The sequence below is a fragment of the Rhodococcus sp. RCBS9 genome (genome assembly GCF_029457415.1).
GTDB classification, from domain to species: domain Bacteria; phylum Actinomycetota; class Actinomycetes; order Mycobacteriales; family Mycobacteriaceae; genus Rhodococcus_F; species Rhodococcus_F qingshengii.
The window spans coordinates 5,451,850-5,474,180 of record NZ_CP120422.1 but is presented as its reverse complement, the minus strand read 5'-3'; the positions used below and the strand labels follow the sequence as shown (position 1 = coordinate 5,474,180).

General features: G+C 63.4%; 22 protein-coding genes. 9 read left to right on the top strand and 13 right to left on the bottom strand.

All coding sequences use genetic code 11. From position 1 onward, the window contains the following. Positions 1 to 18: 18 nt before the first annotated feature. From P0M12_RS25745 to P0M12_RS25730, 4 genes are all read left to right on the top strand, one after another. A complete protein-coding gene (locus tag P0M12_RS25745; protein WP_003942134.1) occupies positions 19 to 786 on the top strand; it encodes a DeoR/GlpR family DNA-binding transcription regulator in 768 nt (255 codons plus the stop codon). Further along, the gene (locus P0M12_RS25740; RefSeq protein ID WP_277377045.1) at positions 783 to 1,778 is read left to right on the top strand and encodes a 1-phosphofructokinase family hexose kinase; all 996 of its coding nucleotides are present in this window, start codon (positions 783 to 785) and stop codon (positions 1,776 to 1,778) included. The genes P0M12_RS25745 and P0M12_RS25740 overlap by 4 nt, the downstream gene beginning before the upstream one ends. Positions 1,779 to 1,796: 18 nt before the next feature. Beyond that, the gene (locus tag P0M12_RS25735; RefSeq protein ID WP_064075597.1) at positions 1,797 to 3,866 is read left to right on the top strand and encodes a fructose-specific PTS transporter subunit EIIC; all 2,070 of its coding nucleotides are present in this window, start codon (positions 1,797 to 1,799) and stop codon (positions 3,864 to 3,866) included. A 97-nt stretch (positions 3,867 to 3,963) separates the two neighbouring features. After that, positions 3,964 to 4,221, top strand: coding sequence for an HPr family phosphocarrier protein (locus tag P0M12_RS25730; protein WP_003942144.1), 258 nt, complete (start codon positions 3,964 to 3,966; stop codon positions 4,219 to 4,221). A 39-nt stretch (positions 4,222 to 4,260) separates the two neighbouring features. Here the strand turns inward: P0M12_RS25730 and P0M12_RS25725 are convergent, their stop codons facing one another. From P0M12_RS25725 to P0M12_RS25695, 7 genes are all read right to left on the bottom strand, one after another. Continuing rightward, entirely contained in the window at positions 4,261 to 5,586 is a 1,326-nt protein-coding gene (locus P0M12_RS25725) for an alpha/beta hydrolase-fold protein (RefSeq protein ID WP_234551384.1), read from the bottom strand. 56 nt (positions 5,587 to 5,642) lie between these two features. After that, positions 5,643 to 6,632, bottom strand: coding sequence for a hypothetical protein (locus P0M12_RS25720; RefSeq protein ID WP_256082993.1), 990 nt, complete (start codon positions 6,630 to 6,632; stop codon positions 5,643 to 5,645). Positions 6,633 to 6,642: 10 nt separating this feature from the next. Then, entirely contained in the window at positions 6,643 to 8,118 is a 1,476-nt protein-coding gene (gene hflX, locus P0M12_RS25715; RefSeq protein WP_003942213.1) for a GTPase HflX, read from the bottom strand. A gap of 75 nt (positions 8,119 to 8,193) precedes the next feature. Next, positions 8,194 to 9,063, bottom strand: a complete 870-nt coding sequence (gene dapF, locus P0M12_RS25710; RefSeq protein WP_277377044.1) for a diaminopimelate epimerase — start codon at positions 9,061 to 9,063, stop codon at positions 8,194 to 8,196. A 32-nt stretch (positions 9,064 to 9,095) separates the two neighbouring features. Continuing rightward, positions 9,096 to 9,767, bottom strand: a complete 672-nt coding sequence (locus P0M12_RS25705; RefSeq protein WP_003942243.1) for a class F sortase — start codon at positions 9,765 to 9,767, stop codon at positions 9,096 to 9,098. 84 nt (positions 9,768 to 9,851) lie between these two features. Continuing rightward, positions 9,852 to 10,787 carry a tRNA (adenosine(37)-N6)-dimethylallyltransferase MiaA gene (miaA, locus tag P0M12_RS25700; protein WP_277377042.1) on the bottom strand — a complete coding sequence of 312 codons (936 nt, stop codon included), beginning with the start codon at positions 10,785 to 10,787 and terminating at the stop codon, positions 9,852 to 9,854. Beyond that, complete coding sequence (locus P0M12_RS25695; RefSeq protein ID WP_277377041.1) at positions 10,775 to 11,536, bottom strand: class III extradiol dioxygenase subunit B-like domain-containing protein; 762 nt, start codon at positions 11,534 to 11,536, stop codon at positions 10,775 to 10,777. Before P0M12_RS25695 ends, miaA begins: the two co-directional genes overlap by 13 nt. A gap of 139 nt (positions 11,537 to 11,675) precedes the next feature. Here P0M12_RS25695 and P0M12_RS25690 point away from each other — a divergent pair, with 139 nt between their 5' ends. After that, positions 11,676 to 13,061, top strand: a complete 1,386-nt coding sequence (locus P0M12_RS25690) for a DUF349 domain-containing protein (protein WP_003942193.1) — start codon at positions 11,676 to 11,678, stop codon at positions 13,059 to 13,061. Between the two features lie 94 nt (positions 13,062 to 13,155). On the opposite strand, the gene P0M12_RS25685 is transcribed toward P0M12_RS25690, so the two are convergent. Together P0M12_RS25685 and miaB are read right to left on the bottom strand one after the other, a co-directional pair. Further along, on the bottom strand, positions 13,156 to 13,746 hold the full coding sequence (locus P0M12_RS25685; protein ID WP_003942155.1) for a hypothetical protein: 591 nt from the start codon (positions 13,744 to 13,746) through the stop codon (positions 13,156 to 13,158). Next, positions 13,743 to 15,290 carry a tRNA (N6-isopentenyl adenosine(37)-C2)-methylthiotransferase MiaB gene (miaB, locus tag P0M12_RS25680; protein ID WP_277377040.1) on the bottom strand — a complete coding sequence of 516 codons (1,548 nt, stop codon included), beginning with the start codon at positions 15,288 to 15,290 and terminating at the stop codon, positions 13,743 to 13,745. The genes P0M12_RS25685 and miaB overlap by 4 nt, the downstream gene beginning before the upstream one ends. Positions 15,291 to 15,521: 231 nt before the next feature. On the opposite strand from miaB, the gene gluA reads away from it, so the two are divergent. From gluA to P0M12_RS25660, 4 genes are all read left to right on the top strand, one after another. Further along, positions 15,522 to 16,250 (top strand): glutamate ABC transporter ATP-binding protein GluA, encoded by a 729-nt coding sequence (gene gluA / locus P0M12_RS25675; protein WP_007735175.1) that lies wholly within the window; start codon positions 15,522 to 15,524, stop codon positions 16,248 to 16,250. A 126-nt stretch (positions 16,251 to 16,376) separates the two neighbouring features. Continuing rightward, a complete protein-coding gene (locus tag P0M12_RS25670) occupies positions 16,377 to 17,213 on the top strand; it encodes a glutamate ABC transporter substrate-binding protein (protein WP_020907523.1) in 837 nt (278 codons plus the stop codon). 99 nt (positions 17,214 to 17,312) lie between these two features. Continuing rightward, on the top strand, positions 17,313 to 17,993 hold the full coding sequence (locus P0M12_RS25665) for an amino acid ABC transporter permease (RefSeq protein WP_019748198.1): 681 nt from the start codon (positions 17,313 to 17,315) through the stop codon (positions 17,991 to 17,993). After that, positions 17,990 to 18,886, top strand: coding sequence for an amino acid ABC transporter permease (locus P0M12_RS25660; protein WP_007735172.1), 897 nt, complete (start codon positions 17,990 to 17,992; stop codon positions 18,884 to 18,886). Before P0M12_RS25665 ends, P0M12_RS25660 begins: the two co-directional genes overlap by 4 nt. A gap of 115 nt (positions 18,887 to 19,001) precedes the next feature. On the opposite strand, the gene recX is transcribed toward P0M12_RS25660, so the two are convergent. The 4 genes from recX to P0M12_RS25640 form a co-directional block, all read right to left on the bottom strand. Next, positions 19,002 to 19,580, bottom strand: a complete 579-nt coding sequence (recX, locus tag P0M12_RS25655; protein ID WP_050655795.1) for a recombination regulator RecX — start codon at positions 19,578 to 19,580, stop codon at positions 19,002 to 19,004. Between the two features lie 8 nt (positions 19,581 to 19,588). Continuing rightward, on the bottom strand, positions 19,589 to 20,626 hold the full coding sequence (gene recA / locus P0M12_RS25650) for a recombinase RecA (RefSeq protein ID WP_007735170.1): 1,038 nt from the start codon (positions 20,624 to 20,626) through the stop codon (positions 19,589 to 19,591). A gap of 288 nt (positions 20,627 to 20,914) precedes the next feature. After that, the gene (locus P0M12_RS25645) at positions 20,915 to 21,109 is read right to left on the bottom strand and encodes a DUF3046 domain-containing protein (protein ID WP_003942185.1); all 195 of its coding nucleotides are present in this window, start codon (positions 21,107 to 21,109) and stop codon (positions 20,915 to 20,917) included. 52 nt (positions 21,110 to 21,161) lie between these two features. After that, positions 21,162 to 22,325, bottom strand: a complete 1,164-nt coding sequence (locus P0M12_RS25640; protein ID WP_042450679.1) for a nucleotide disphospho-sugar-binding domain-containing protein — start codon at positions 22,323 to 22,325, stop codon at positions 21,162 to 21,164. Positions 22,326 to 22,331: the final 6 nt, after the last annotated feature.

Here is a 22,331-nt window from a genome sequence, read left to right as displayed (position 1 = left end):
TTCGGAATCGGAGAGCACGTGTACGCGGAAGAACGCCAACAAGCGATCGGCACCATGGTGTCGCAGCGCGGACGCATGTCCGTGGCGGCGCTGTCGGAGACCTTCGGTGTGACCACCGAGACCGTGCGTCGCGATCTGGCCTTCCTCGAGCGGATCGGACAGATCAGGCGTGTACACGGCGGCGCCGTTCCGACCGGATCCCTCCACGTGACCGAACCGGGCATGGCGGAACGCGATCAGACCCGCGCGCAACAGAAGGACCGGATCGCCCGCTGCGCGGTCACCTATCTCCCTCCTACCGGCGGCAGCGTCATCTTCGACGCGGGCACGACCACGGGCCGCATGATCCCCGAACTACCGACCGAGAACGACTTCACGGCCGTGACCAATTCCGTGCCGATCGGCGCACGACTGGCATCGATGAACTCGATTTCCCTGATCCTGCTCGGCGGACGAGTACGCGGGGTGACGCAAGCCGCGGTCGGCGAGGACGCTCTACGCCTGCTGAGCACGTTGCGGGTCGACGTCGCCTTCGTCGGAACCAACGCGATCAGCGTCGGGCACGGACTCTCCACCCCGGACAGCGAAGAGGCCGCCGTCAAACGAGCGATGGTCAAGGCCGCCAATCACGTTGTCGTGGTGGCCGATTCCAGCAAAGTCGGCCGCGAGCACTTGATCAGCTTCGCACCACTCGACAGCATCGACGTCCTCATCACCGACGAAGAGATCAGTCCCACAGACACATCCGAGTTCCACGACCACGGAATCGAGGTGGTGATCGCATGATCGTCACACTGACAGCCAACCCGAGTATCGATCGGACCGTACAACTCGAGCAACGGCTCGAACGAGGCTCCGTCCTACGCGCCCACTCCACTCGCAGCGACCCCGGCGGCAAGGGGGTCAACGTGGCGCGTGTTATCGCCGCAGCCGACCTCGACGTGCTCGCGGTGCTGCCGGGAAACGGTGGTGACCCTCTGCTCTCGGCGCTCGCAACCGGTGGGATTCCCCACATCGGCGTCGCCACAACGGGTCCGGCTCGCACCAACATCACCATCGCGGAACCGGACGGGACCACGACGAAGATCAACGAACCGGGCGCAACGCTGTCCGGTTCGACGCTCGACGCCCTGGCACAGGAGTTGATCGTCCGCGCCGATACCGCACTGTGGTTCGCGCTGTCCGGCTCACTGCCTCCCGGCGTTCCGCTGGGGTGGTACGGCGAACTTGTCGCGGCGCTGCGCGATCACCCGTGCAAGGTGGCGGTCGACACCTCGGACGCCCCGCTGACGGCACTCGCCGAAGGCTTCCCCGGCTCGGCACCCGACCTGCTCAAACCCAACGGCGAGGAACTCGCGCAACTGACCGGCGTCGACGGCCACGTCCTCGAACGTGCTGCCGAGAACGGTGATCCCGGGCCTGCGATCACGGCGGCACAGCGATTGGTCGATCGCGGCGTCGGCAGTGTGCTCGCCACACTCGGCGCAGCCGGTGCCGTCCTCGTCACGTCCGACGGCGCGTGGATCGCCACCGCTCCCCCGATTGTCGCAGTCAGTACCGTCGGCGCAGGCGATTCGTCGCTGGCCGGCTACATCCTCGCCGAAGCGGGCGGCGGCTCGGAATCCGAGCGGCTACGTCACGCGGTCGCCTACGGAAGCGCCGCTGCCTCCCTTCCCGGCACAACCCTTCCCACACCCGAACAGATCGATCTGGCAGCGGTTTCGGTATCTGCAGCAGATGCCGCCTCTCCCATCCCCGTCCCCACCGAACTCGCCTGACGCCCTAAGGAACCTGACATGTCCGATACCACCGCAGCCGGCAGTTCCGGCCCGGAGATCATCAGTCCCGAACTGATCTCACTCGACACCGACCTGGGTTCGACCAAGGAAGATGTCATTCGTTCTCTCGCAGCGCGATTGACTGCAGCGGGACGGGCGAGCGACGCCGCGGGACTGGTCGATGCCGCACTCGCTCGCGAAGCGCAGTCCGCGACCGGACTGCCCGGCGGAATCGCAATTCCCCACTGCCGCGCCGAGGCTGTCTCGTCCGCGTCCCTGGGGTTTGCTCGACTCGATCCGAAGGTCGACTTCGGTGCACCCGACGGCCCCGCCGATCTGGTCTTCCTGATCGCGGCACCCGAAGGCGCCGGGGCCGAGCACATGAAGCTGCTCTCCTCCTTGGCCCGAGCACTCGTCAGGCCCGCGTTCGTCACGTCACTTCGTGAAGCGTCGACGCCGGACGAGATCGTGAGACTGGTCGACGAGGTACTCAATCCCGCACCGAAGGATCCTGCAGCAAATGCTGCGGCAGCGACACCCCCGGCACCTGTTTCCACCGGGAAACACGCTACCGAGGAGACCCCGGCACCAGCGCCCGCGGAGCGTCACATCGTCGCGGTCACCGCCTGCCCGACCGGAATCGCTCACACCTACATGGCGGCGGACTCACTCGTCGCCGCGGGTGAACGCGCCGGCGTCAAGGTGCACGTCGAAACGCAAGGTTCGAGCGGAAGCACCCCCCTTGACCCTTCGGTGATCGCGGGAGCCGCCGCGGTCATCTTCGCCACCGACGTCGGAGTGAAGGGCCGCGAACGATTCGCCGGTAAGCCCGTCGTCGCTTCCGGTGTGAAGCGGGCAATCAACGAGCCGGACAAGATGCTCGCAGAAGCGTTGCGCGCCTCCGAGAATCCCGCCGCCGCCACCGTTGACGGCACCGCCGCAGCGGCCGCGGATTCCGATGCCGGTTCCGTAGGGTTCGGCACCCACCTCCGTCAGGTCCTCTTGACCGGTGTCAGCTACATGATCCCGTTCGTCGCGGCCGGCGGTCTGCTGATCGCACTCGGCTTCCTGCTCGGCGGATACGAGATCTCCGGTCCGGCCAAGGACATCGTTCTCAACAACTCGATCACCAACCTTCCCGACGGTGGTCTGGCCACCTATCTCGGCGCAGTGCTGTTCCAGATCGGTTCCTTGGCATTCAGCTTCCTGGTGCCCGCCTTGGCCGGCTACATCGCCTTCGCCATCGCCGACCGGCCTGGCATCGCTCCCGGCTTCACAGCCGGCGCGGTCGCCGTGTTCGTCGGTGCCGGTTTCATCGGCGGCTTGGTCGGTGGTCTCATCGCCGGTGTCGTCGCGCTCTACATCGGCCGGATCGCCGTCCCGCAGTGGCTGCGAGGCCTGATGCCGGTGGTGATCATTCCGCTGTTCGCGACGCTGGTCGTCGGAGCACTGATGTTCATCGTCCTCGGGCGTCCGCTCGCCGCGATCACCTCCGGTCTCACCGACTGGCTCAACGGACTGTCCGGCAGCTCGGCCATCTTCCTCGGCATCATTCTCGGCCTGATGATGTGCTTCGACCTCGGTGGACCGGTCAACAAGGCGGCTTACGCCTTCGCCGTCGCCGGACTCAACGTCAACGACCCGGCCACTTTGCGCATCATGGCGGCTGTCATGGCTGCCGGTATGGTTCCGCCGCTTGCCATGGCACTTGCCTCGACGGTGCTGCGTCCCAAGCTCTTCAGCGAAGCCGAACGGGAGAACGGAAAGGCTGCCTGGTTGCTGGGTTCGGCATTCATCTCCGAGGGCGCGATTCCGTTCGCCGCTGCCGACCCGCTTCGCGTGATCCCCTCGATGATGGCGGGCGGCGCGGTCACCGGCGCGCTGATCATGGCTTTCGACGTCACTCTCAGCGCCCCGCACGGCGGCATCTTCGTCTTCTTCGCAGTCGGCGGAATCGGCTGGTTCCTGGTCTCGCTCGCCGCGGGAACCGTGGTAGCTGCGCTCGCCGTCGTCGGAGCCAAGGAGTTCTTCCGCAAGGGGCCGTCCGATGCCGAACTCGACCCCGAAATCGTGCCCGCTGCGGCATGATCGACAGCAGGCAACACTGCAGTCACCACCTGAGTCACCAGATCTGCCCGAACACCCCATAACGTCCGCAACGACAGTTCTACAACGAGGAGATCCCATGCCCAGCAAGACAGTTGCCGTCGGTTCCGCAGTCGGCCTCCACGCCCGCCCCGCCGCTCTCATCGCCGAAGCAGTCGGAGCCTCCGGCGCCACGGTCACCCTCGCAGTCGCCGACGGCGAACCGGTGGATGCAGGGTCGGCACTGATGATCATGACGCTCGGAGCCGCCAAGGACACCGAAGTAACCATCGAGTCCGACGACGCCGACGCACTCGCCAAGGTCGCCGAGCTGGTAGCCGCTGATCTCGACGCCTGACCTGATGTCAGTCGGTGCTGTGCAGCGGGCCGGACACTCTCACGGAGTCAGTGCGAGTGTCCGGCCCAGCCAGTCCATTTCGAGTTCCAGAGCAGTGCCCCACACATCACCCGAGTGCCCGCCGGGAAGGGTGTAGTAGTCCACGTTCATGTCGGCGGCGCGTGCAGCCTCGAACATGATCTCCTGCTGAGGGCGGTAGATGTCGTCGTCCTCACCCGCGACAAATACACCCGACAACTGCGGATACCGATTCTGCGCCATCAGGTCTCGGGCGTTGACCGCGTCGAACGCGCTTTCGTCACCGTCGAACATGGCCGCCACGGTGTCCTCGTGATCACCGGTCGACGGTTCGTCCTGGCCGGAGAAGTCCAGGAACGACGGGTATCGGTCCGGGAAGTTCACGGCCATCTCGATCGCGCATGTCCCGCCGTAGGAGAACCCACCGATAGCCCATTGCGCAGCGTCCGGATTCACTTGAAGGTTCGATTCGATCCAGTTCGGGACGTCCTGGTCCAGATACGTCGCGACGTTGCCGAGCGCAGAATCCATGCAGCCGGGGTTGGCGTCGTAGTCCCCCAACGCGTCGGGCACCACCACGACGGGAGCAAGCCCGGAATGCCTCGACGCATAGGCGTCGACGGTGGTCGCGAGCCGGCCACTGTCCAGCCAGTCGCTGGGGCTGCCGGGCTCACCCGCCACCAACACCAGTACGGGCAACTCGGCACGCGGATCGGCAAGATAGGCCGGCGGGAGATACAGCGTCGCAGGCCTCGCGTCGAATCCCGAAACGTTTCCTGGAATCGCCGCTTCCGTCACGACACCGTTGCTCGGCATCCGCACCGGAACCTGCCAATGAGTTTCGGTGGGCAGTCCCCGTTGTACCCAAGGTTCGGCCCCGGGGAGCGAATCGAAGGCAACGTTCTCGACCGAGCCCACCGGCCAGTGCCCGACCAGTGAGCCGAGTGTGGGATAGGTGCCGGTCTGCGCGTTGACCTGACCTACTGCGACGATCGCGGCCAGCCCGGCGAATGCCGTCACCGAAAGGCCACGCGCAAGCCCTGGGCGCCGAAGGAGAACGAGTGCGGCGCCGATGACTCCGAACATCGCCAGCGCTATCCAGACAAAATTCGACGCCGGTAGCTGCGCGGGCAGCGGCCGAAAGCTGAGCCACACGAACGTCGCACCGGTGGCTGATCCGAGCACTGACAGAACTAGCGCAACCAACGCGGCCCGACGCGGCAACCACCGAAGCAGAAGCAACGTGCCGACGCCGACGATGACGGAACCCACGAGCAGCACTGCGGTGATGTGTCCGTGCTCGAGTGACATACGCGAGAGCCGCGTCAGGAGTTGATGCCCGTGCATTCGTTCCAGTATCCACATCTACCGGCGGTCTGCGAATTCGTGGAATTATTTGGGAATCAGCGGCGTCGTCGAAATCTCACGAACGCCGCGCCCCCGATCGCACATCCTGCCGCGACCAACCCGGCCCACACGAATGTCCACGGATCGACCCCGACACCGACCGAACCGTCAGACGAGTCAGCCGTCGCTTCTGTCGCGTCCACGAGCGCTCGCATCACGTACACCGGCGGCAACGCTCCGCCGGCAGATTCAGAACCGATCAGAACATCGCCCGCATCGTTGAATGCCACCGCCTCACCCTGAGGCTCCTTCGGGAGCGGGATCCGCAGCGGTTCGGTACCGGTGAGCGTCGCGCCGATTCCGCCGTCCACGACTTCGTACACGTACAGGTCGGAGTAACTCCGAAGTGCGATCGCCGAACCGTCCGACGACACCGCTCCCCCGGTGAACATCACCGACACGGGCTTCTCCGGTCCGAGGGACACGGCTCCGACGCGCTTGAGCGGCGTCGGGCCGGGCTGCGCCAAGTCACTCAGTTTCTGATCCCCGACCGGTGTGTAGACACTGCTTTCGCCGAACAATTCCTTGGTCACGACAAAAACGTGGCCGTCGGGGTCGAGCAGTATCGACTCGGTGTCGTGCGCACCGTCCGGGTACGTGAGGCGGTGCAACGTACCGCCACCGGAATCGAGGTCCATCGTGATGAACGCCACTGTTTCGCGGGTCCGGAGGTTGTCACCGGTGTCCGACAGAACGAGCGTTCGCCCACTCACCGCAAGATCTTCGACGTCGTAAGGGTCTATCGGGACCGGAATCTGTTTCTGGACAACACAGTTCAGGTCCATTTCGAATACGAAGTCGTCACTGCCGCCGTCGCCCATCGCGTAGATCCGATCGTCGACGACGACCATCCCCGACAACTCCTGGAGCGCAGGATCGGTAGGCGTACAGAGTGGGGCAAACTCGCTCGGTTCGAACGACGACGCCTGTGCGAGCGCTCCGGGAAGCAGTGCGGTTGCCGTAGTCGCAGCAATCACCGCGACCACGGCCCCGAAACTACGCACTAGGTGCGTACTCGACCAATGCCGAGGCCAACATCTGTGGCACGCGTGCGTGCACCCGCGTTCCCGCCTCTTCGTGAGTCGATTCCAAAATCGTTCCGTCCGAGTGGATTCGAGCCATCAAGTCACCGCGCGTGTACGGCACCAGCACGTCGACCTCGACCTCCGGCCGAACCAGCACCTCGCTGAGATGTGCTCTTAGTTCGGCGATTCCCTCACCCGTCCGCGCCGAGACGAACACGGCACCAGGCAACAGACCACGTAGTTGCGTCAACGTAACCGGATCTGCCGCGTCGATCTTGTTGACCACGATCAACTCCGGCGGAGCCTTCGAATCCGTCTCGCGCAGAACATCGGTGACGACTTCCCGCACAGCCTTGATCTGTTCTGTCGGCAACGGATCCGAACCGTCGACGACGTGCAGCAGCAGATCCGCGTCGGTTACTTCCTCGAGAGTCGAGCGGAATGCCTCGACCAACTGAGTCGGCAGGTGTCGCACGAAGCCGACCGTGTCGGTGAGTACGTACTCGCGGCCGTCGTCGAGTGCTGCGCGGCGAGTGGTCGGGTCCAAGGTGGCGAACAACGCGTTCTCCACGAGCACACCCGATCCGGTGAGCGAATTGAGCAGACTCGACTTGCCCGCGTTGGTGTATCCGACGATGGCGATCGACGGGATGTCGCTCTGCAGTCGACGTGTGCGCTTGGTGTCGCGAGCGGCCTTCATGCCCTTGATCTCGCGGCGTAGTTTTGCCATGCGCTCACGAATACGGCGACGGTCCGTCTCGATTTTCGTTTCACCGGGACCACGCAGGCCCACACCGCCGTTACTGCCGGCACGGCCACCGGCCTGGCGCGACATCGACTCGCCCCAACCACGCAGACGCGGGAGCATGTACTCCATCTGAGCAAAAGCCACCTGGGCTTTACCCTCACGAGACGTGGCGTGCTGAGCAAAGATGTCGAGAATCAGAGCTGTCCGGTCGATGACCTTGACCTTGACGATCTTCTCCAGCGCCGTGAGCTGCGCCGGCGTCAGCTCACCGTCGCAGACGACGGTGTCGGCGCCGGTCGCCAGGACTACTTCGCGCAGTTCCTGCGCCTTGCCGGAACCGATGTAGGTGGCAGCGTCGGGTTTGTCGCGACGCTGAACCAGTCCTTCGAGGACCTCGGAGCCGGCCGTCTCGGCAAGTGCGGCCAACTCGGTCATGCTCGCCTCGGCCTGCTCGGCAGTTCCCTGCGTCCAGACGCCGACCAGGACAACTCTTTCGAGTCGAAGCTGGCGGTACTCGACTTCGGTGACGTCCTCGAGCTCGGTCGACAGACCGGCCACGCGGCGCAGGGCGCCGCGATCTGCGAGTTGCATCTCACCGGTCGACGGGTTGCCCGATGCGGACGCTGCCGTGTATTCGGCTTGCGCGTACTCGGACTGCTCGTGAGCGGTGGACTCTTCGTTTTCATGTGTGTTCGTCATACAAGATCCATGGTCCCACGAAACCTGGCCACGGTGCATCCGTATTTCCTGCAGGCGTATTTCCCGCGGGCGATATCACACAAGCGATTGCCACCACGCGTCGCTGATCGTTCCGCTCGCCACCAGAACCGAGGGCCCCCGCAACGACCCTTTGCCGCCTTCGACGGTGACCTGTACCTCGCCGCCGAGCACGCGCACCAGTACCGAGCCTTCATCGCGGCCGTCGTACCTCAGCGCCGCGGCCGCAGCTGCGACCGTTCCGGTTCCGCAGGAACGAGTCTCGCCCACACCGCGCTCGTGGACGCGCATGTGAACCCCACCGTCGTGGATCGGAGTCACAATCTCGATGTTGACGCCGTGCGGGAAGAACCCGGGATCGAAGCCCGGCGAAACACTCAAATCGAGCGAACTCAACACTTCTGGCGTCACGTGCTCGTCGACACACGCCAAATGCGGATTACCGACGTCGATGCCGACGCCGGCGAAGACGCGGCCGTCGATTGTTGCCGAGCTGGTGCCGAGGTCCTTGATCGGGCCCATCGCCACGGTCACGTCACCATGTGTGGCGTCGTAGCCGTGCACCACGACCGGACGTGCTCCGGCGCGGCTGCCGACCACGAACTCGTCCTTGCTCTCCAAGCCCGAGGCCTTGAGATAGTGGGCGAATACGCGAACGCCGTTTCCGCACATCTCGGCGATGGAGCCGTCGCTGTTGCGGTAGTCCATGAACCAGTCTTCGGCAGCGACGCCGTCGGGCAGCGCACCGAGCACGCCCGCGTCCCCAAGTGCGCCTGCCCGGGCGACACGAAGGATGCCGTCGGCGCCGAGGCCACGCTGACGATCACACAACGCTGAAACTCGCGCCGGCTCGAGATCGATCCGAACGTCGAGGTCAGGGAGAACAACGAAGTCGTTCTGCGTGCCGTGGCCCTTACTGAAATCCATGGTCGCCATCCTATCCGGACCTACCGAGCGACTTACGCAGGTGACGCGGTGACCACGACGTTCTGTTCGTACGTGAAGCCGGACGGCAACGAGGGGTCGGGCACCGTTGCGCCGCCGCAGGTCACCAGGACAAGCCTGGGCGCACCGGATTCGGAGAAGAACTCCGCAGGCAAAGCCACCTTTTCGTACAACTTCAGGCTCGCTGCGTGATAGGTGAACATCGTTCCGGTGTCGTCACTGACATAGATCGGTGTTCCGGGCTTCATCTGGTGCAGCGCCCACAAGGCGCCGTGCGTGCGGTCACCGTCGTCGACGTGGCCGGCAACAAGATTGGTACCCTCCGAAGATCCGAACTGCACGCCGTTGGTGAAATGCGAAACCTTGTCAGGATGCGGAAGGATCATTCCGCGGTTGGCGCCGAACCCACTGGTCACGATGTCGGCTCGCACATCCAGATCGGGAATCGCGAGCGTGTTCGGCGGCAGATCCGTTGGCGCAGGCGCCCACGTCGCCCCTGGATCGGTTGGGGCTCCCACGTCGAAGGGCGCTTCGGGAACAGGTGCGCTGATGGGCTTCCCGGCCGCACTCACCGCAAAGTAGATCAGTACCCCGCCGACCGTGAGAAATGTGACGAGCAGAAGAACCAGCGGTAGCCGACCCGCGCGTCGACGTTTCGGATGCGCGTGCGCCGCGGTCTGCGCCATGCTCGTTGACCTCCAGTTCATCGCTCGCGAAACCGATCGATCGCGAAATAGCTAACTGTAAGATAGCTGATCCGCTCGATCGTGTTACAGACCGCGATCTGCGAGCGCCGCGAAGGCGGAGTTGGGCAGCTCCGGATCGGCACCGTCGAGCCAGTGCACGCGTGCGTCACGACGGAACCATGATCGTTGTCGGCGAACATAGCGCCGTGTCCCGATGAACGTCCGTTCGAGTGCTTCGGCCAGATCGTATTCACCGTCGAAATGTGCGAGCACCTGTGCGTAGCCGATGGCTCGCGGCGCTGTGACGCCCTCACGCAATCCTTGCTCGACGAGCACTGCAACTTCGTCGACAAGTCCGCCTGAAAACATCAGCTCGGTTCGCAACCGAATCCGGGCGTCGAGTTCTTCCGTATCCCGATCCACGCCGAGAATGCGGGTTCCCCATCGAGGGTCACCGATCTGCGGAGCCGAGGCCGCGAACGGCAGACCTGTCAGCTCGACGACCTCGAGCGCCCGAACCATCCGCCGGCCGTCCGTCGGCAGTATCGACGCCGCTGCTACCGGATCAGCAGCCACCAGCGCCGTATGCACCGCACCGACCCCACCGTCGGCCAGCACCGCCTCCCACTTCGCACGAACCTCGGGATCGGTTGCCGGAAAGGACCATTCGTCGAGCAAAGACTGGACGTACATCATGGATCCGCCGACGATCACCGGAACCTTGCCCGCCGCGATCAGATCCTCGGCGATCGCGATCGCGTCGCTTTGATAACGCGCGACGGTGGCGGTCTCCTTCACATCGAGAACGTCGAGCAGGTGATGCGGAATCCCACGGCGCTCGGCCGGTGTCAGTTTGGCGGTCCCGATATCCATGCCGCGATAGAGCTGCATCGCGTCGATGTTGATGATTTCACCGCCGAATTCCTCGGCCAGTGCCAACGCGAGATCGGACTTTCCCGACGCTGTCGGACCGACAACTGCGATCGGGCGAAGTTCTTCAGGGACGTTCACGGCCGCCACGTCCCGACGTGGTAACCGACGCCGAACGGCGCATCGCTGTAGTCGACCGTCGCGCGAGGATGGGCCGACCGAGACGAGCCCGTAAAGGCACCGGCCAGGACCTGCCACGCCGCGCGCCCCTGGGCTCCGACACTCCGGCAGAGCTGGGGATCGAGAGCAAGAAGCGCCTCCGGGTCACCGGCCGTCAGGGCGTCGTCGATGGCCGACTGCACACCCGCGGCGCGCTCGTCGAAGCTTCCTGGCGCCTTTGCCGTCAGCGTGGACGCACCGTCAGCAACGATCAGAAGCCCTTGCGGTCGGTTGTCGCTGTCGAGTTGCTTGCGCAGCTGCTGCCCGAACTCACGACATTCATTCGCCGACGCCTTTGCACTGACGACGTGCATGTCGACGGTTATCTCCACGTCTGTTCGGCCACGCAGCCAGCCGGCAACAAGGGCGCACAGTTCGAGAGATGGCATCGGTTCGCCTGCCGCATCCGCGTCCAGTGACGTCCGGACATCGGCGCCGAATCCAGCGAACGTACCGATCTGCCCACGTCCGACGCCCGATCGCCAGAGTTCGCCTGCTGCTTTCTCGGGTTCTGCATTCTCGGGGCCGACGCCGACGCCCACCCAGTGCACGGCCTCGTGAGCGAGCCGGCGCACGGCGGTTGTCGCTGCAGCACGCACCTGAGCGGACTCGGCCGAATCACCGGACAATTCCGGCACGAGTAACGGCGCCGAGGGGACGAGAACAGCGGAAGTCAACACAGTTGCCACGCTAGTCGACCCCGAGGTGGCGACCTCACACCCTCTTACCTGATTCAATAGTCGGAGAACGTGAGTACCGGGTTCAATGGAACCAGGAATGCGATCAGGCAGCCGTGACGCGCGGCAGAGACGAGGACCGATGACCGAGAACAGTGAACCCACCACCGGCGCCGACAGCAGTTCGGCCAGCCCGAGCCCGGCAGCACCCAAACCCGGCGCTCCCAAACCTGGTGGACCACGCCCCGGTGCGCCCCGCCCCGGAGCACCTCGCCCCGGACCAGCAGCCTCGCATGCCGTCACCGCCGCACCGGCCAGCGACCCGAGCAAGTTCGGACGCGTCGAGGAAGACGGAACCGCCTGGGTGAAGACCGCTGACGGTGAACGTCAGATCGGTTCGTGGCAGGCCGGCGACGCCACCGAGGGCCTCGCCCATTTCGGTCGTCGCTACGACGACCTCGCGACCGAGGTCTCGCTACTCGAGGCGCGACTGACGTCGGGCGCCGGAGACGCCAAGAAGACCAAGGCTGCCGCCATCGCTCTGTCCGAATCCCTCTCGACCGCTGCAGTGATCGGTGACCTCGACGCTTTGGCTCGCCGACTCGACGTGATCGTTGCCGGTTCCGACGAGGCCGCAGCGCACGCGAAGGAAGAGAAGGAACAGTCGCGCGCGGCAAGCACCGCCCGCAAGGAGGCCCTCGCAGTCGAGGCCGAGCAGATCGGCTCGGAGTCGACCCAGTGGAAGACCGCGGGTGATCGACTGCGCGAGATTCTCGACGAGTGGAAGACGATTCGCGGAATCGACCGCAAGGTCGACGACGCGCTGTGGAAGCGGTACTCCAAGGCTCGCGAGTCCTTCAACCGACGACGTGGAGCGCACTTCGCCGAACTCGACCGGGATCGTGCGAGCGCCCGTTCGACGAAGGAAGAACTGGTCGAGCGCGCCGAGAAGCTGTCGACCTCCACTGAATGGGGACAGACCGCCGGGGAATTCCGCGATCTGCTCAGCGAGTGGAAGGCTGCCGGCCGCGCACCGCGCGAGGCCGACGACAACCTGTGGAAGCGCTTCAAGGGCGCTCAGGACGTGTTCTTCGCCGCGCGCAACGCTGCTGCATCCGAGCGCGATGCCGAATTCGAGCAGAACGCGGTTGCAAAAGAGGAGCTGCTCGCTGCCAATGCGAACATCGATCCGGCGCACGGACTCGAGAACGCCCGCGCAGCGCTTCGCGACCTGCAGGAGAAGTGGGACGCGATCGGCAAGGTGCCGCGCGACCGAATGCAGGAACTCGAAGCGAAGCTCCGGGCCATCGAAACCAAGGTGCGCGACGCGGTCGACGCCGAGTGGCGTCGCACCGATCCGGAAGCACTTGCCCGGGTCGCGCAGTTCAAGGAGCGGGTGAGCCAGTTCGAGGAGCAGGCCGCCAAGGCTCAGGCTGCCGGCAAGACGAAGGACGCCGAGAAGGCTCTCGCTCAGGCCAAGCAGTGGCGTGAGTGGGCCGAAGCTGCCGAAAGCGCCGTCAACGAGTAATCGACGACGAGCTGTAAAGACAACAAAAACGCCGGCTGACTCCGAAAGGAGTCAGCCGGCGTTGTCTTGTGCTTTGGACGGACGGCCTGCTGTGTCAGCCGACGTTCCATTCCTGATGCTTCTCGGCTTCGGCCGCAGCGATCCGGCGTTGCTCCTCGGCAGCGAGCTGAATGTTGGTTCGTGTCCAGACCACCTTGAGCCAATGGAACGTCAAGAACACGACGGCAAACCATCCGATGATCAGCCCGATCGACGGTCCTGCCACATTGAAACCGGCGGGAATGGTCTGACGCGACCAGACGGCCATCATGCCGAGAGCGCTCGCCACGGCACTGCCGGCGAGTGCGACCCAGGCCAGACTCCAACGCCGCGTGACCAGCGCGAGCATCGAGAATCCGATGCCGAAGATGACGACGAACCACACGAACAAGCGTGAGAACAGTGCAATCCGTTCGGTTTCCGCGTCCTGGTTGTACGCGAGCACATCCCAGCCGTTCGCAACTCCCGCATGGGGCAGGGCAAGGGTGCCGACCAGCACGAGCACCGCAACCGCGACAACCATGGCGCGCACACCCGGGTCGATTTCTCCCGCGACCTTGCGTTCCGCGTCGTCGAGATCCTTGCGGTAGCCCTCGAAGGCGTCGTCGCCCGGCTGTGGTGTCGTGTTCTCGTGTTGCGAGGTCATGCGTTGCATCCCATCTGAACGGGTTGTGGGGCCGGGGCACCGATCTTCGGTAGTCCGAGACCTACGCCGATGGGCGGGGTCTTGGGTGTGATGCCCTTTTCGAACGAATCACCGGCGCGGGTCCGACGGTGCGTGAGCACTCCGTCATCTGCCACGAGGTGATGAGGGGCTCCGTGGGTGACGACGACCGTCACCACGTCACCGGGTCGGATTGTGCCGTCGAGGTTTCCCTCGGGGCGGAAATGCACCAGGCGGCCGTCTCGCGCGCGACCACTGAGACGGTGAGTCGCCGCGTTCTTCCGCCCCTCCCCCGCTGCCACCAAGAGTTCGACCTCGGTGCCGACGAGCTTGCGATTTTCCTCGATGTTCACTTCTTCCTGAACGGCGAGCAATCGCATGTAGCGTTCCTGGACAACCTCTTTGGGGAGTTGATCGGCCATCTCCGCCGCCGGCGTGCCCGGGCGCTTGGAGTACTGGAAGGTGTAGGCGTTGGAGAATCGCGCCTTACGCACGACGTCCAGCGTCTCCTCGAAATCCTCCTCCGTCTCCCCCGGGAACCCGACGATGATGTCCGTGGTGATGGCGGCGTGCGGCATTGCGGCGCGCACCTTCTCGATGATCCCGAGGTACTTCGACTTGCGGTACGAGCGCTTCATCGCTTTGAGAACCTTGTCCGAACCGGACTGCAACGGCATGTGCAGCTGCGGGCAGACGTTGGGAGTGGTTGCCATCGCTTCGATGACGTCGTCGGTGAATTCTGCCGGGTGCGGCGATGTGAACCTCACCCGTTCGAGGCCGTCGATGTGTCCACATGCCTTCAAGAGGGAGGCGAAGGCTCCGCGATCGCGCGGTTGTTCCGGATCGGCGAACGACACGCCGTAGGCATTGACGTTCTGTCCGAGCAGGGTTACTTCCGAGACACCCTCGTCGACGAGTGCCTGCACCTCGGCCAGAATGTCGCCGGGACGTCGATCCACTTCCTTGCCACGCAGGGCCGGAACGATGCAGAACGTACACGTGTTGTTGCAGCCCACCGATATGGAAACCCAACCTGCATAAGCAGATTCGCGTTTGGCTGGCAGTGTCGAGGGAAACGCCTCGAGCGCGTCGAGGATTTCGACCTCGGCGCGCTGATTGTGACGCGCACGATCGAGCAGCGCGGGAAGCGAGCCGATGTTGTGAGTGCCGAAGACGACATCGACGAACGGCGCCTTCTTGACGACGGTGTCACGATCCTTCTGCGCCAGGCACCCGCCGACCGCGATCTGCATGTCGGGGTTCGCCTCCTTGTTCGGGGCGAGCTGGCTGAGGTTGCCGTACAACTTGTTGTCCGCGTTCTCGCGGACCGCACACGTGTTGAAGACGACAAGATCAGGATCGGTTCCGGTCTCCGCCTTCGAATACCCGGCGTCCTCGAGCAGACCGGACAGTCGCTCGGAATCGTGGACGTTCATCTGACAGCCGTACGTCCGCACCTCGTAGGTGCGAACAGACTTCGCAGTCGGCTCCGGAACTGCAGTCGGCTCCGGAAGTACAGGGGACATTTCGTCTATCAGTGACACGCTTCAGCCTAGCTCACGTCCACTACGACGTGTAATAACGCCCTGATAAACAGCCGAAACGCGACATAAACGTCGTCACAGTAAAATTTCCATTACATATGGCAAGAACCATGGCGAAATCACGGGCGTCGACGCAAACTACGCCTAAGGTTCTCGTTTATGACCCAAGCCGACGATGCGACGACGCCGACCACCTCCGGCGATTCCACATCCATGATTTCGATGACCTCGGTGAACAAACACTTCGGGGAACTTCACGTCCTGCAAGAGGTCAATCTCGAAGTACCCAAGGGCCAAGTGGTGATCGTCCTTGGTCCGTCGGGCTCCGGTAAGTCGACTCTGTGCCGCACCATCAATCGCCTCGAACCCATCGACTCGGGCACCATCGCCGTCGACGGCAAGACGCTCCCCGAGGAGGGCAAAGCACTTGCCGCACTTCGTGCCGACGTCGGGATGGTCTTTCAGTCCTTCAACCTGTTCGCACACAAGACGATCCTCGAGAACGTCATGCTCGCACCGATGAAGGTCCGCAAGGCAAAAAAGGACGAAGCCAAGAAGACCGCGCAGGCATTGCTCGAGCGCGTCGGTATCGCCAATCAGGCCGACAAGTACCCGGCGCAGCTTTCCGGCGGTCAGCAACAGCGTGTCGCCATTGCTCGCGCTCTCGCGATGCAGCCGAAGGTGATGTTGTTCGACGAGCCCACCTCCGCTCTCGACCCCGAGATGGTCAACGAAGTCCTCGACGTCATGACCTCCCTCGCGAAGGAAGGCATGACCATGCTCGTGGTCACGCACGAGATGGGATTCGCCCGCAAAGCCGGCGATCGTGTGCTGTTCATGGCTGACGGCCAGGTCGTCGAAGACACCACGCCCGAAGAGTTCTTCACCCATCCCAAGTCGGATCGGGCCAAGGACTTCCTCGGCAAGATCCTCACGCACTGATTACAGTCTCCCCTCCGACAGTCCTGTCCTCGTCCACAAGACAACTTGCTCGACTGCACCGTTCACCTCGGCTGCACCGTTCATCTCGACTGCACTGTTCGTGTGTCGACAACTGAGAGGATCTTCATGAAGATCAATCGTTCCGTCCGTTTCGGAATCGGAATCATGGCCATCGCGTTCGCTGCCACGGCCTGTGGCGGCGGCGAGGAGAACAAGTCGATCACCGAGAGCGCTTCCGACGGCACTCTCACCGTCGGCATCAAGTTCGATCAGCCCGGCCTCGGTCAGCGCAACCCTGACGGCACCTTCTCCGGCTTCGACGTCGAGGTAGCCCGTTACATCGCAAACGAACTGGGCGTAAAGCCCGAAGGCATCACCTTCAAGGAATCTCCGTCAGCCCAGCGCGAGACCCTGATCCAGAACGGCGAGGTCGACTACATCGTCGCGACATACTCGATCACCGACACGCGCAAGGAAAAGGTCAGCTTCGGCGGCCCGTACTTCATCGCAGGCCAGTCGCTGCTCGTTCGCTCCGACAACACCGACATCACCGGCCCCGATTCCCTGACCGGCGGCAAGAAGCTCTGCTCGGTGTCGGGTTCGACTCCGGCGCAGAACATCCAGGACAACTACGCCAAGGATGTCCAGCTCCAGCCGCTCGACACGTACTCCGCTTGTGTCGAGGCTCTGCGTAACGGCGCTGTCGACGCTGTCACCACCGACGACATCATCCTCGCCGGCTACGCTGCCCAGTACCCGGGCGAGCTGAAGGTAGTCGGAGAACCGTTCACGACCGAAAAGTACGGCGTCGGCCTGGCCAAGGACGATTCCGAGGGTCGCGGCAAGATCAACGACGCCATCGAGAAGATGATCTCCACCGGCGCATGGGAAGAAGCCTTCAACAACACCGTTGGCGCTTCGGGCTACCCCATCCCGGCACCGCCCACCGTTGATCGTTACTGACCTGCTTTTTTCACCGTCAATCTCGCTGCGGCTCCCCACTTCGGGAGCCGCAGCGCGTGACGCCACCAACGGAGATCCCGTGATCTGGGGAGACGGCAAGTGAACCTTCTGAGCAAGTACGGCGACCAGATTCTGGAAGCCTTCTGGACCACGATCCAGCTGACGTTCTTCTCCGCGATCGGCGCCGTCATCATCGGTGTCCTGATTGCGGCAATGCGCGTGTCACCGGTCCCGGTCGCCCGATTCCTGGGTACCGCGTACGTGACCGTGTTCCGAAACACCCCCCTGACACTGATTCTGCTGTTCTGCCTGTTCGGTCTTTCGCAGACGCTCGGAGTCAACCTCGCCAAGTCGGACTCACCGACGTTCTTGACAGACAACAACTTCCGACTCGCCGTACTCGGCCTCAGTGTCTACACCGCCGCGTTCGTGTGTGAGTCACTTCGATCGGGAATCAATACCGTTCCGGTCGGCCAGGCCGAAGCGGGCCGATCACTCGGTCTGTCGTTTGCACAAAATCTTCGGCTGATCGTCTTGCCTCAGGCTTTTCGCGCGGTCACAGCACCGCTGGGTAGCGTGCTGATCGCACTGACCAAGAACTCGACCATCGCCGCGGTGATCGGCGTTTCCGAAGCGTCAGCGCTGATGAAGAAGATGATCGAGAACGAAGCCGCGATCTTCGTCGTCGGTGGAATCTTCGCTGTCGGTTTCGTGATCCTGACACTTCCCATGGGCTTGATCTTCGGCAAGCTGAGCAAGCGATTCGAGGTTTCACGATGAGCAACCGCGCAACAGTCCTCTACGACGCGCCAGGTCCGAGAGCGCGAAATCTCTACCGATTCGCGTCCCTTGTCGTCGCTGCACTCATGGTCGCAATCGGTTACGTCATCTACCGCGCACTCGACGAAAAGGGCCAGCTGACAGCAGCGAAGTGGGATCCGTTCCTCGAATCCACGTCGTGGACAACGTATCTGATACCCGGCATCCGGGGAACGCTGATCGCGGCTGCGATGTCCATCGTCTTCGCGCTCATCCTCGGTTCTGCACTGGGTATCGGCCGACTCTCCGAGCACAACATCATTCGGAAGATTTGCGGCGTCATCGTCGAATTGTTCCGAGCAGTACCGGTTCTGATTCTGATGATCTTCTCGTATCAGGTGTTCGCCGAATACGAGGTCTTCAAGTCCAAGTACCTCGCACTCGCGGCAGTCGTCGTGGGTCTGACTCTGTACAACGGTTCTGTGATCGCCGAGATCGTCCGTGCCGGAATCAACTCACTCCCACGAGGGCAAAGTGAGGCCGCCAAGGCACTTGGTATGCGCAAGACGCAGATCATGGTGACGATCCTGCTCCCCCAGGCGGTTACCGCCATGCTCCCGGCCCTGATTTCACAGATGGTCGTGGCGTTGAAGGACTCCGCCCTCGGTTACCTGATCGGATATGTCGAGCTGGTGCGTCAGGCCCAACAGCTCGGCACCTTCTACGGAAACTTCCTGCCGGCGCTCATCGTGGTCGCCGCGATCATGATCGCTCTCAACTCGGCTCTGACCTTCCTGGCAACCAAGGTGGAGAAGCGCCTGCGGTCCGGGAAGCGAAAGGGCAAGGGCCCCATCGCGGCTCCGTCCGCCGACCCAGCTGTTTCGGTTCCGGGTATGGACCTGACCAAGCCGTGAATCAGATGGAGCCGTGAGTCGAATCCAGCCGCGTTAGCGTGAATACACAACAGGGCGGGGGTACCACCGAATTTCGGTGGTACCCCCGCCCTGTTGTTCTGAATGCTGCACTTCGCTACGAGTCGGTGACCGCCGCCATCTCGGCTTTGACCACCTCGTAGGACATCCCCGCTGAATATCCCTTGCGTGCCAGCATCGAGACCAGTCGACGCGTGGCCTTGTCGCGATCATCGACGGGCTTGTTCTTCAGCTTCCGCCGAACCAGCTCCGCTGCTCGCTCGCGTTCATCTTCCGGATCGATCTGTGACAACGCTTCGGAAGCGGTGTCCTGGTCGATTCCTTTGAGCCGCAACTCGACTGCAAGCGCACGCTTTCCCTTGCCCGAGTACGTATGCCGCGAATGAACCCACTGGTTCGCGAAGTCTGCGTCGTCGATCAACCCGATTTCTTGGAGTCGATCGAGGACCTTGGCAATGATCTCGGGCTCGAAGCCGCGCCCGCTCAGCTTTGTTTCCAGCTCGGAACGACTGCGCGCCCGGTCGGTCAGGAGGCGTAGGCAAGCATCTTTGGCCTGCGCCTCCGTCCCACCTTCTGCGCGTTGCGACGGCTTCTCGGATCGTTGACGGGATCGACGCCGAGGAGCGCCGTACTCTTCACGAGCATTCTCGCCGTTGTCACCGTCGTCGAAGCTCATGACTGAACTCAGAAGTCGGCGGGAGCTTCGTCGGTTGCAGTGACGTCAGCACCGATACCGAGCTTTTCCTTGATCTTCTTCTCGATCTCGTCACGGATATCGGTGTTCTCCAGCAAGAACTTACGAGCATTTTCCTTGCCCTGACCCAACTGGTCACCTTCGTAGGTGTACCAGGAGCCGGACTTGCGGATGAACCCGTGCTCGACACCCATGTCGATGAGCGAGCCTTCCTTGCTGATGCCCTGGCCGTAGAGAATGTCGAACTCGGCCTGCTTGAACGGCGGCGCGACCTTGTTCTTGACGACCTTGACGCGAGTGCGGTTACCCACTGCGTCGGTACCGTCCTTGAGAGTTTCGATACGACGGATGTCGAGGCGGACCGAAGCGTAGAACTTCAGTGCCTTACCACCGGTGGTGGTTTCGGGAGAACCGAACATCACACCGATCTTCTCGCGAAGCTGGTTGATGAAGATGACGGTGGTGCCCGAGTTGTTCATGGCACCGGTGATCTTGCGCAGCGCCTGGCTCATCAGTCGAGCCTGCAAACCGACGTGGCTGTCACCCATCTCGCCTTCGATCTCGGCGCGAGGAACAAGAGCGGCCACGGAGTCGATCACGACGATGTCGAGGGCGCCTGAACGGATCAGCATGTCGGTGATTTCGAGGGCCTGCTCACCCGTATCGGGCTGCGAGACCAGGAGTGCATCGGTATCGACGCCCAGCTTGGCTGCATAGTCGGGATCGAGTGCGTGCTCCGCGTCGATGAACGCCGCGATGCCGCCGTTGGCCTGAGCATTGGCAACTGCGTGCAGTGCCACGGTGGTCTTACCCGAGGACTCCGGGCCGTAGATCTCGATGACGCGGCCACGCGGCAGTCCGCCGATACCCAGCGCGACGTCGAGCGCGATGGAACCGGTGGGAATGACGGCGATGGGCTGGCGGACACCCTCACCCAGGCGCATCACCGAACCCTTGCCGAAGTTCTTGTCGATCTGCGCCAACGCGAGGTCGAGTGCCTTGTCCCGATCAGGTGCCTGTGGTGCCATCGTGATCCCCATCCTTGTTTCAGTCTTCAGTGCCTGCCTGAGCAGACTCCGTCTCTTCAGCGCCTGCCTGAGCCGACCCTGTTGGTGTGTTGCGATCAGAGTAGATCCGGCCACCGACAGACTTTTCGATCTTGCTTTAGCGCTTGTCGATCACCGCGTTTGTAGGTCACCGCGTTTGTAGAACATCGAAAGTTCGCAGTTACCAAAGAAGCGTCACCACCGAACAGGTTCAGCATAGACGAACACGTGTTCGAACAGAAGATGGGAGACGTTCGACACGCCGAAGAATCAGCGGCGGGCGGGTGGTACGTCGAACTCCACACAGAGCGCACGCCACACTTCGCGAGGCTCCCAGCCTGCTTCGACGGCCTCCGCGGCAGTCATTCCGTCGAGACTCTGGAGTACATGGTCGATCAGCATCGAGTCGCCTCGTACCTGCCCGAACTCTTCGCGCACCATTTCATGAAATTCGGTCAACCGCACAGCCGCCACCGTAGTCCACAGAGCGGTGCACCTGCATTCAGGCGCAACGTGCTCACGCCGTCACACCTCCGTTGACCACCTGTCGGCACACCGCCACCGGATCGGTGACCTGCGACGCAGTCGCGGCAGCCGCTCTCGCAGCTTCCGCGAATCGTTTGTCGGAGAGCACCTGCAGTACGGCATCGCGAATCGACTGAGCATCTGCGGGCCGCACGATCACCGACGTCCCTGCCCGCGCAGCGCGATTGGCCAACTCCCACTGGTCCCCGCCCCCGGGAACGACGACCGTCGGCACGCCGGCCAGCAGGGCCTTCGCCAACATGCCGTGCCCGCCGCCACATACCAACACCGACGCGTCACGCAGCATCGCGTCCTGGCGTCCGAGACCTGCACGAACCCAATCAGGATGCTCACCTTCAGCCCCGTCGAGCATCGACGCGATCAGCCGCACACCGGCTCCGCCGAGTCCTTCGACCGTGCCCTCGAACATTCCCACTGCGCCGGTGTGCGCCGTGGAGGGCGCCACCATAACCAGCGGTTCGTCACCTGGCGGTGGATCCAGAATCACCTCGGTCGGCTCCCACAGAAGCGGTCCGACGACGTGAGCGCGCTCCGGCCAGTCGGGGCGAGGCACTTCGAGTGCCGGAAGTGTTGCGATCAGCCGCGCTTGCGGACCGGGATCCAGAGCGGGCAGTCCGACACCGACACGGGCCTGGGATCGCTGGGCCAACCCTTGCTTGATCGAACGTCCCGTCGCTGCGCGCATCAGGGTATCGCGGAGTCGACCACGAATTCCGACGCCGGGAGCGAGCCCACTGCCGATCGGCGGCAACCCCCGTGAAGGTGAGTACAGCGGGTGAGGCGAGAGTTCCACCCAGGGGATGCCAAGTCTTTCGGCGGCCAATCCGCCTCCGGCAGTGAGGATGTCGGAAACGACGAGATCCGGGGAGACGGACTTCAGGTCGGGAAGCAGTTCGGTGGAAATATAGGCGGCGCGCGAATGAATCCGAGCGCCTGCATCAAGATCGTCGTCTCCCGGCCGCGGGGCCAAGCCCTTGAGCGGCTCGGCTTCCACGCCGGCTGCTCGCGCTGCCTCGACCCACCGGGTCCCCGTGTACAGGATCGGTTCGTCGCCGGCCTGGATCAACGCCAGCGACAACGCTATTGCGGGAAAAGCATGACCCGGGTCCGGCCCGGCAACAACGGCTACACGCACCGGATC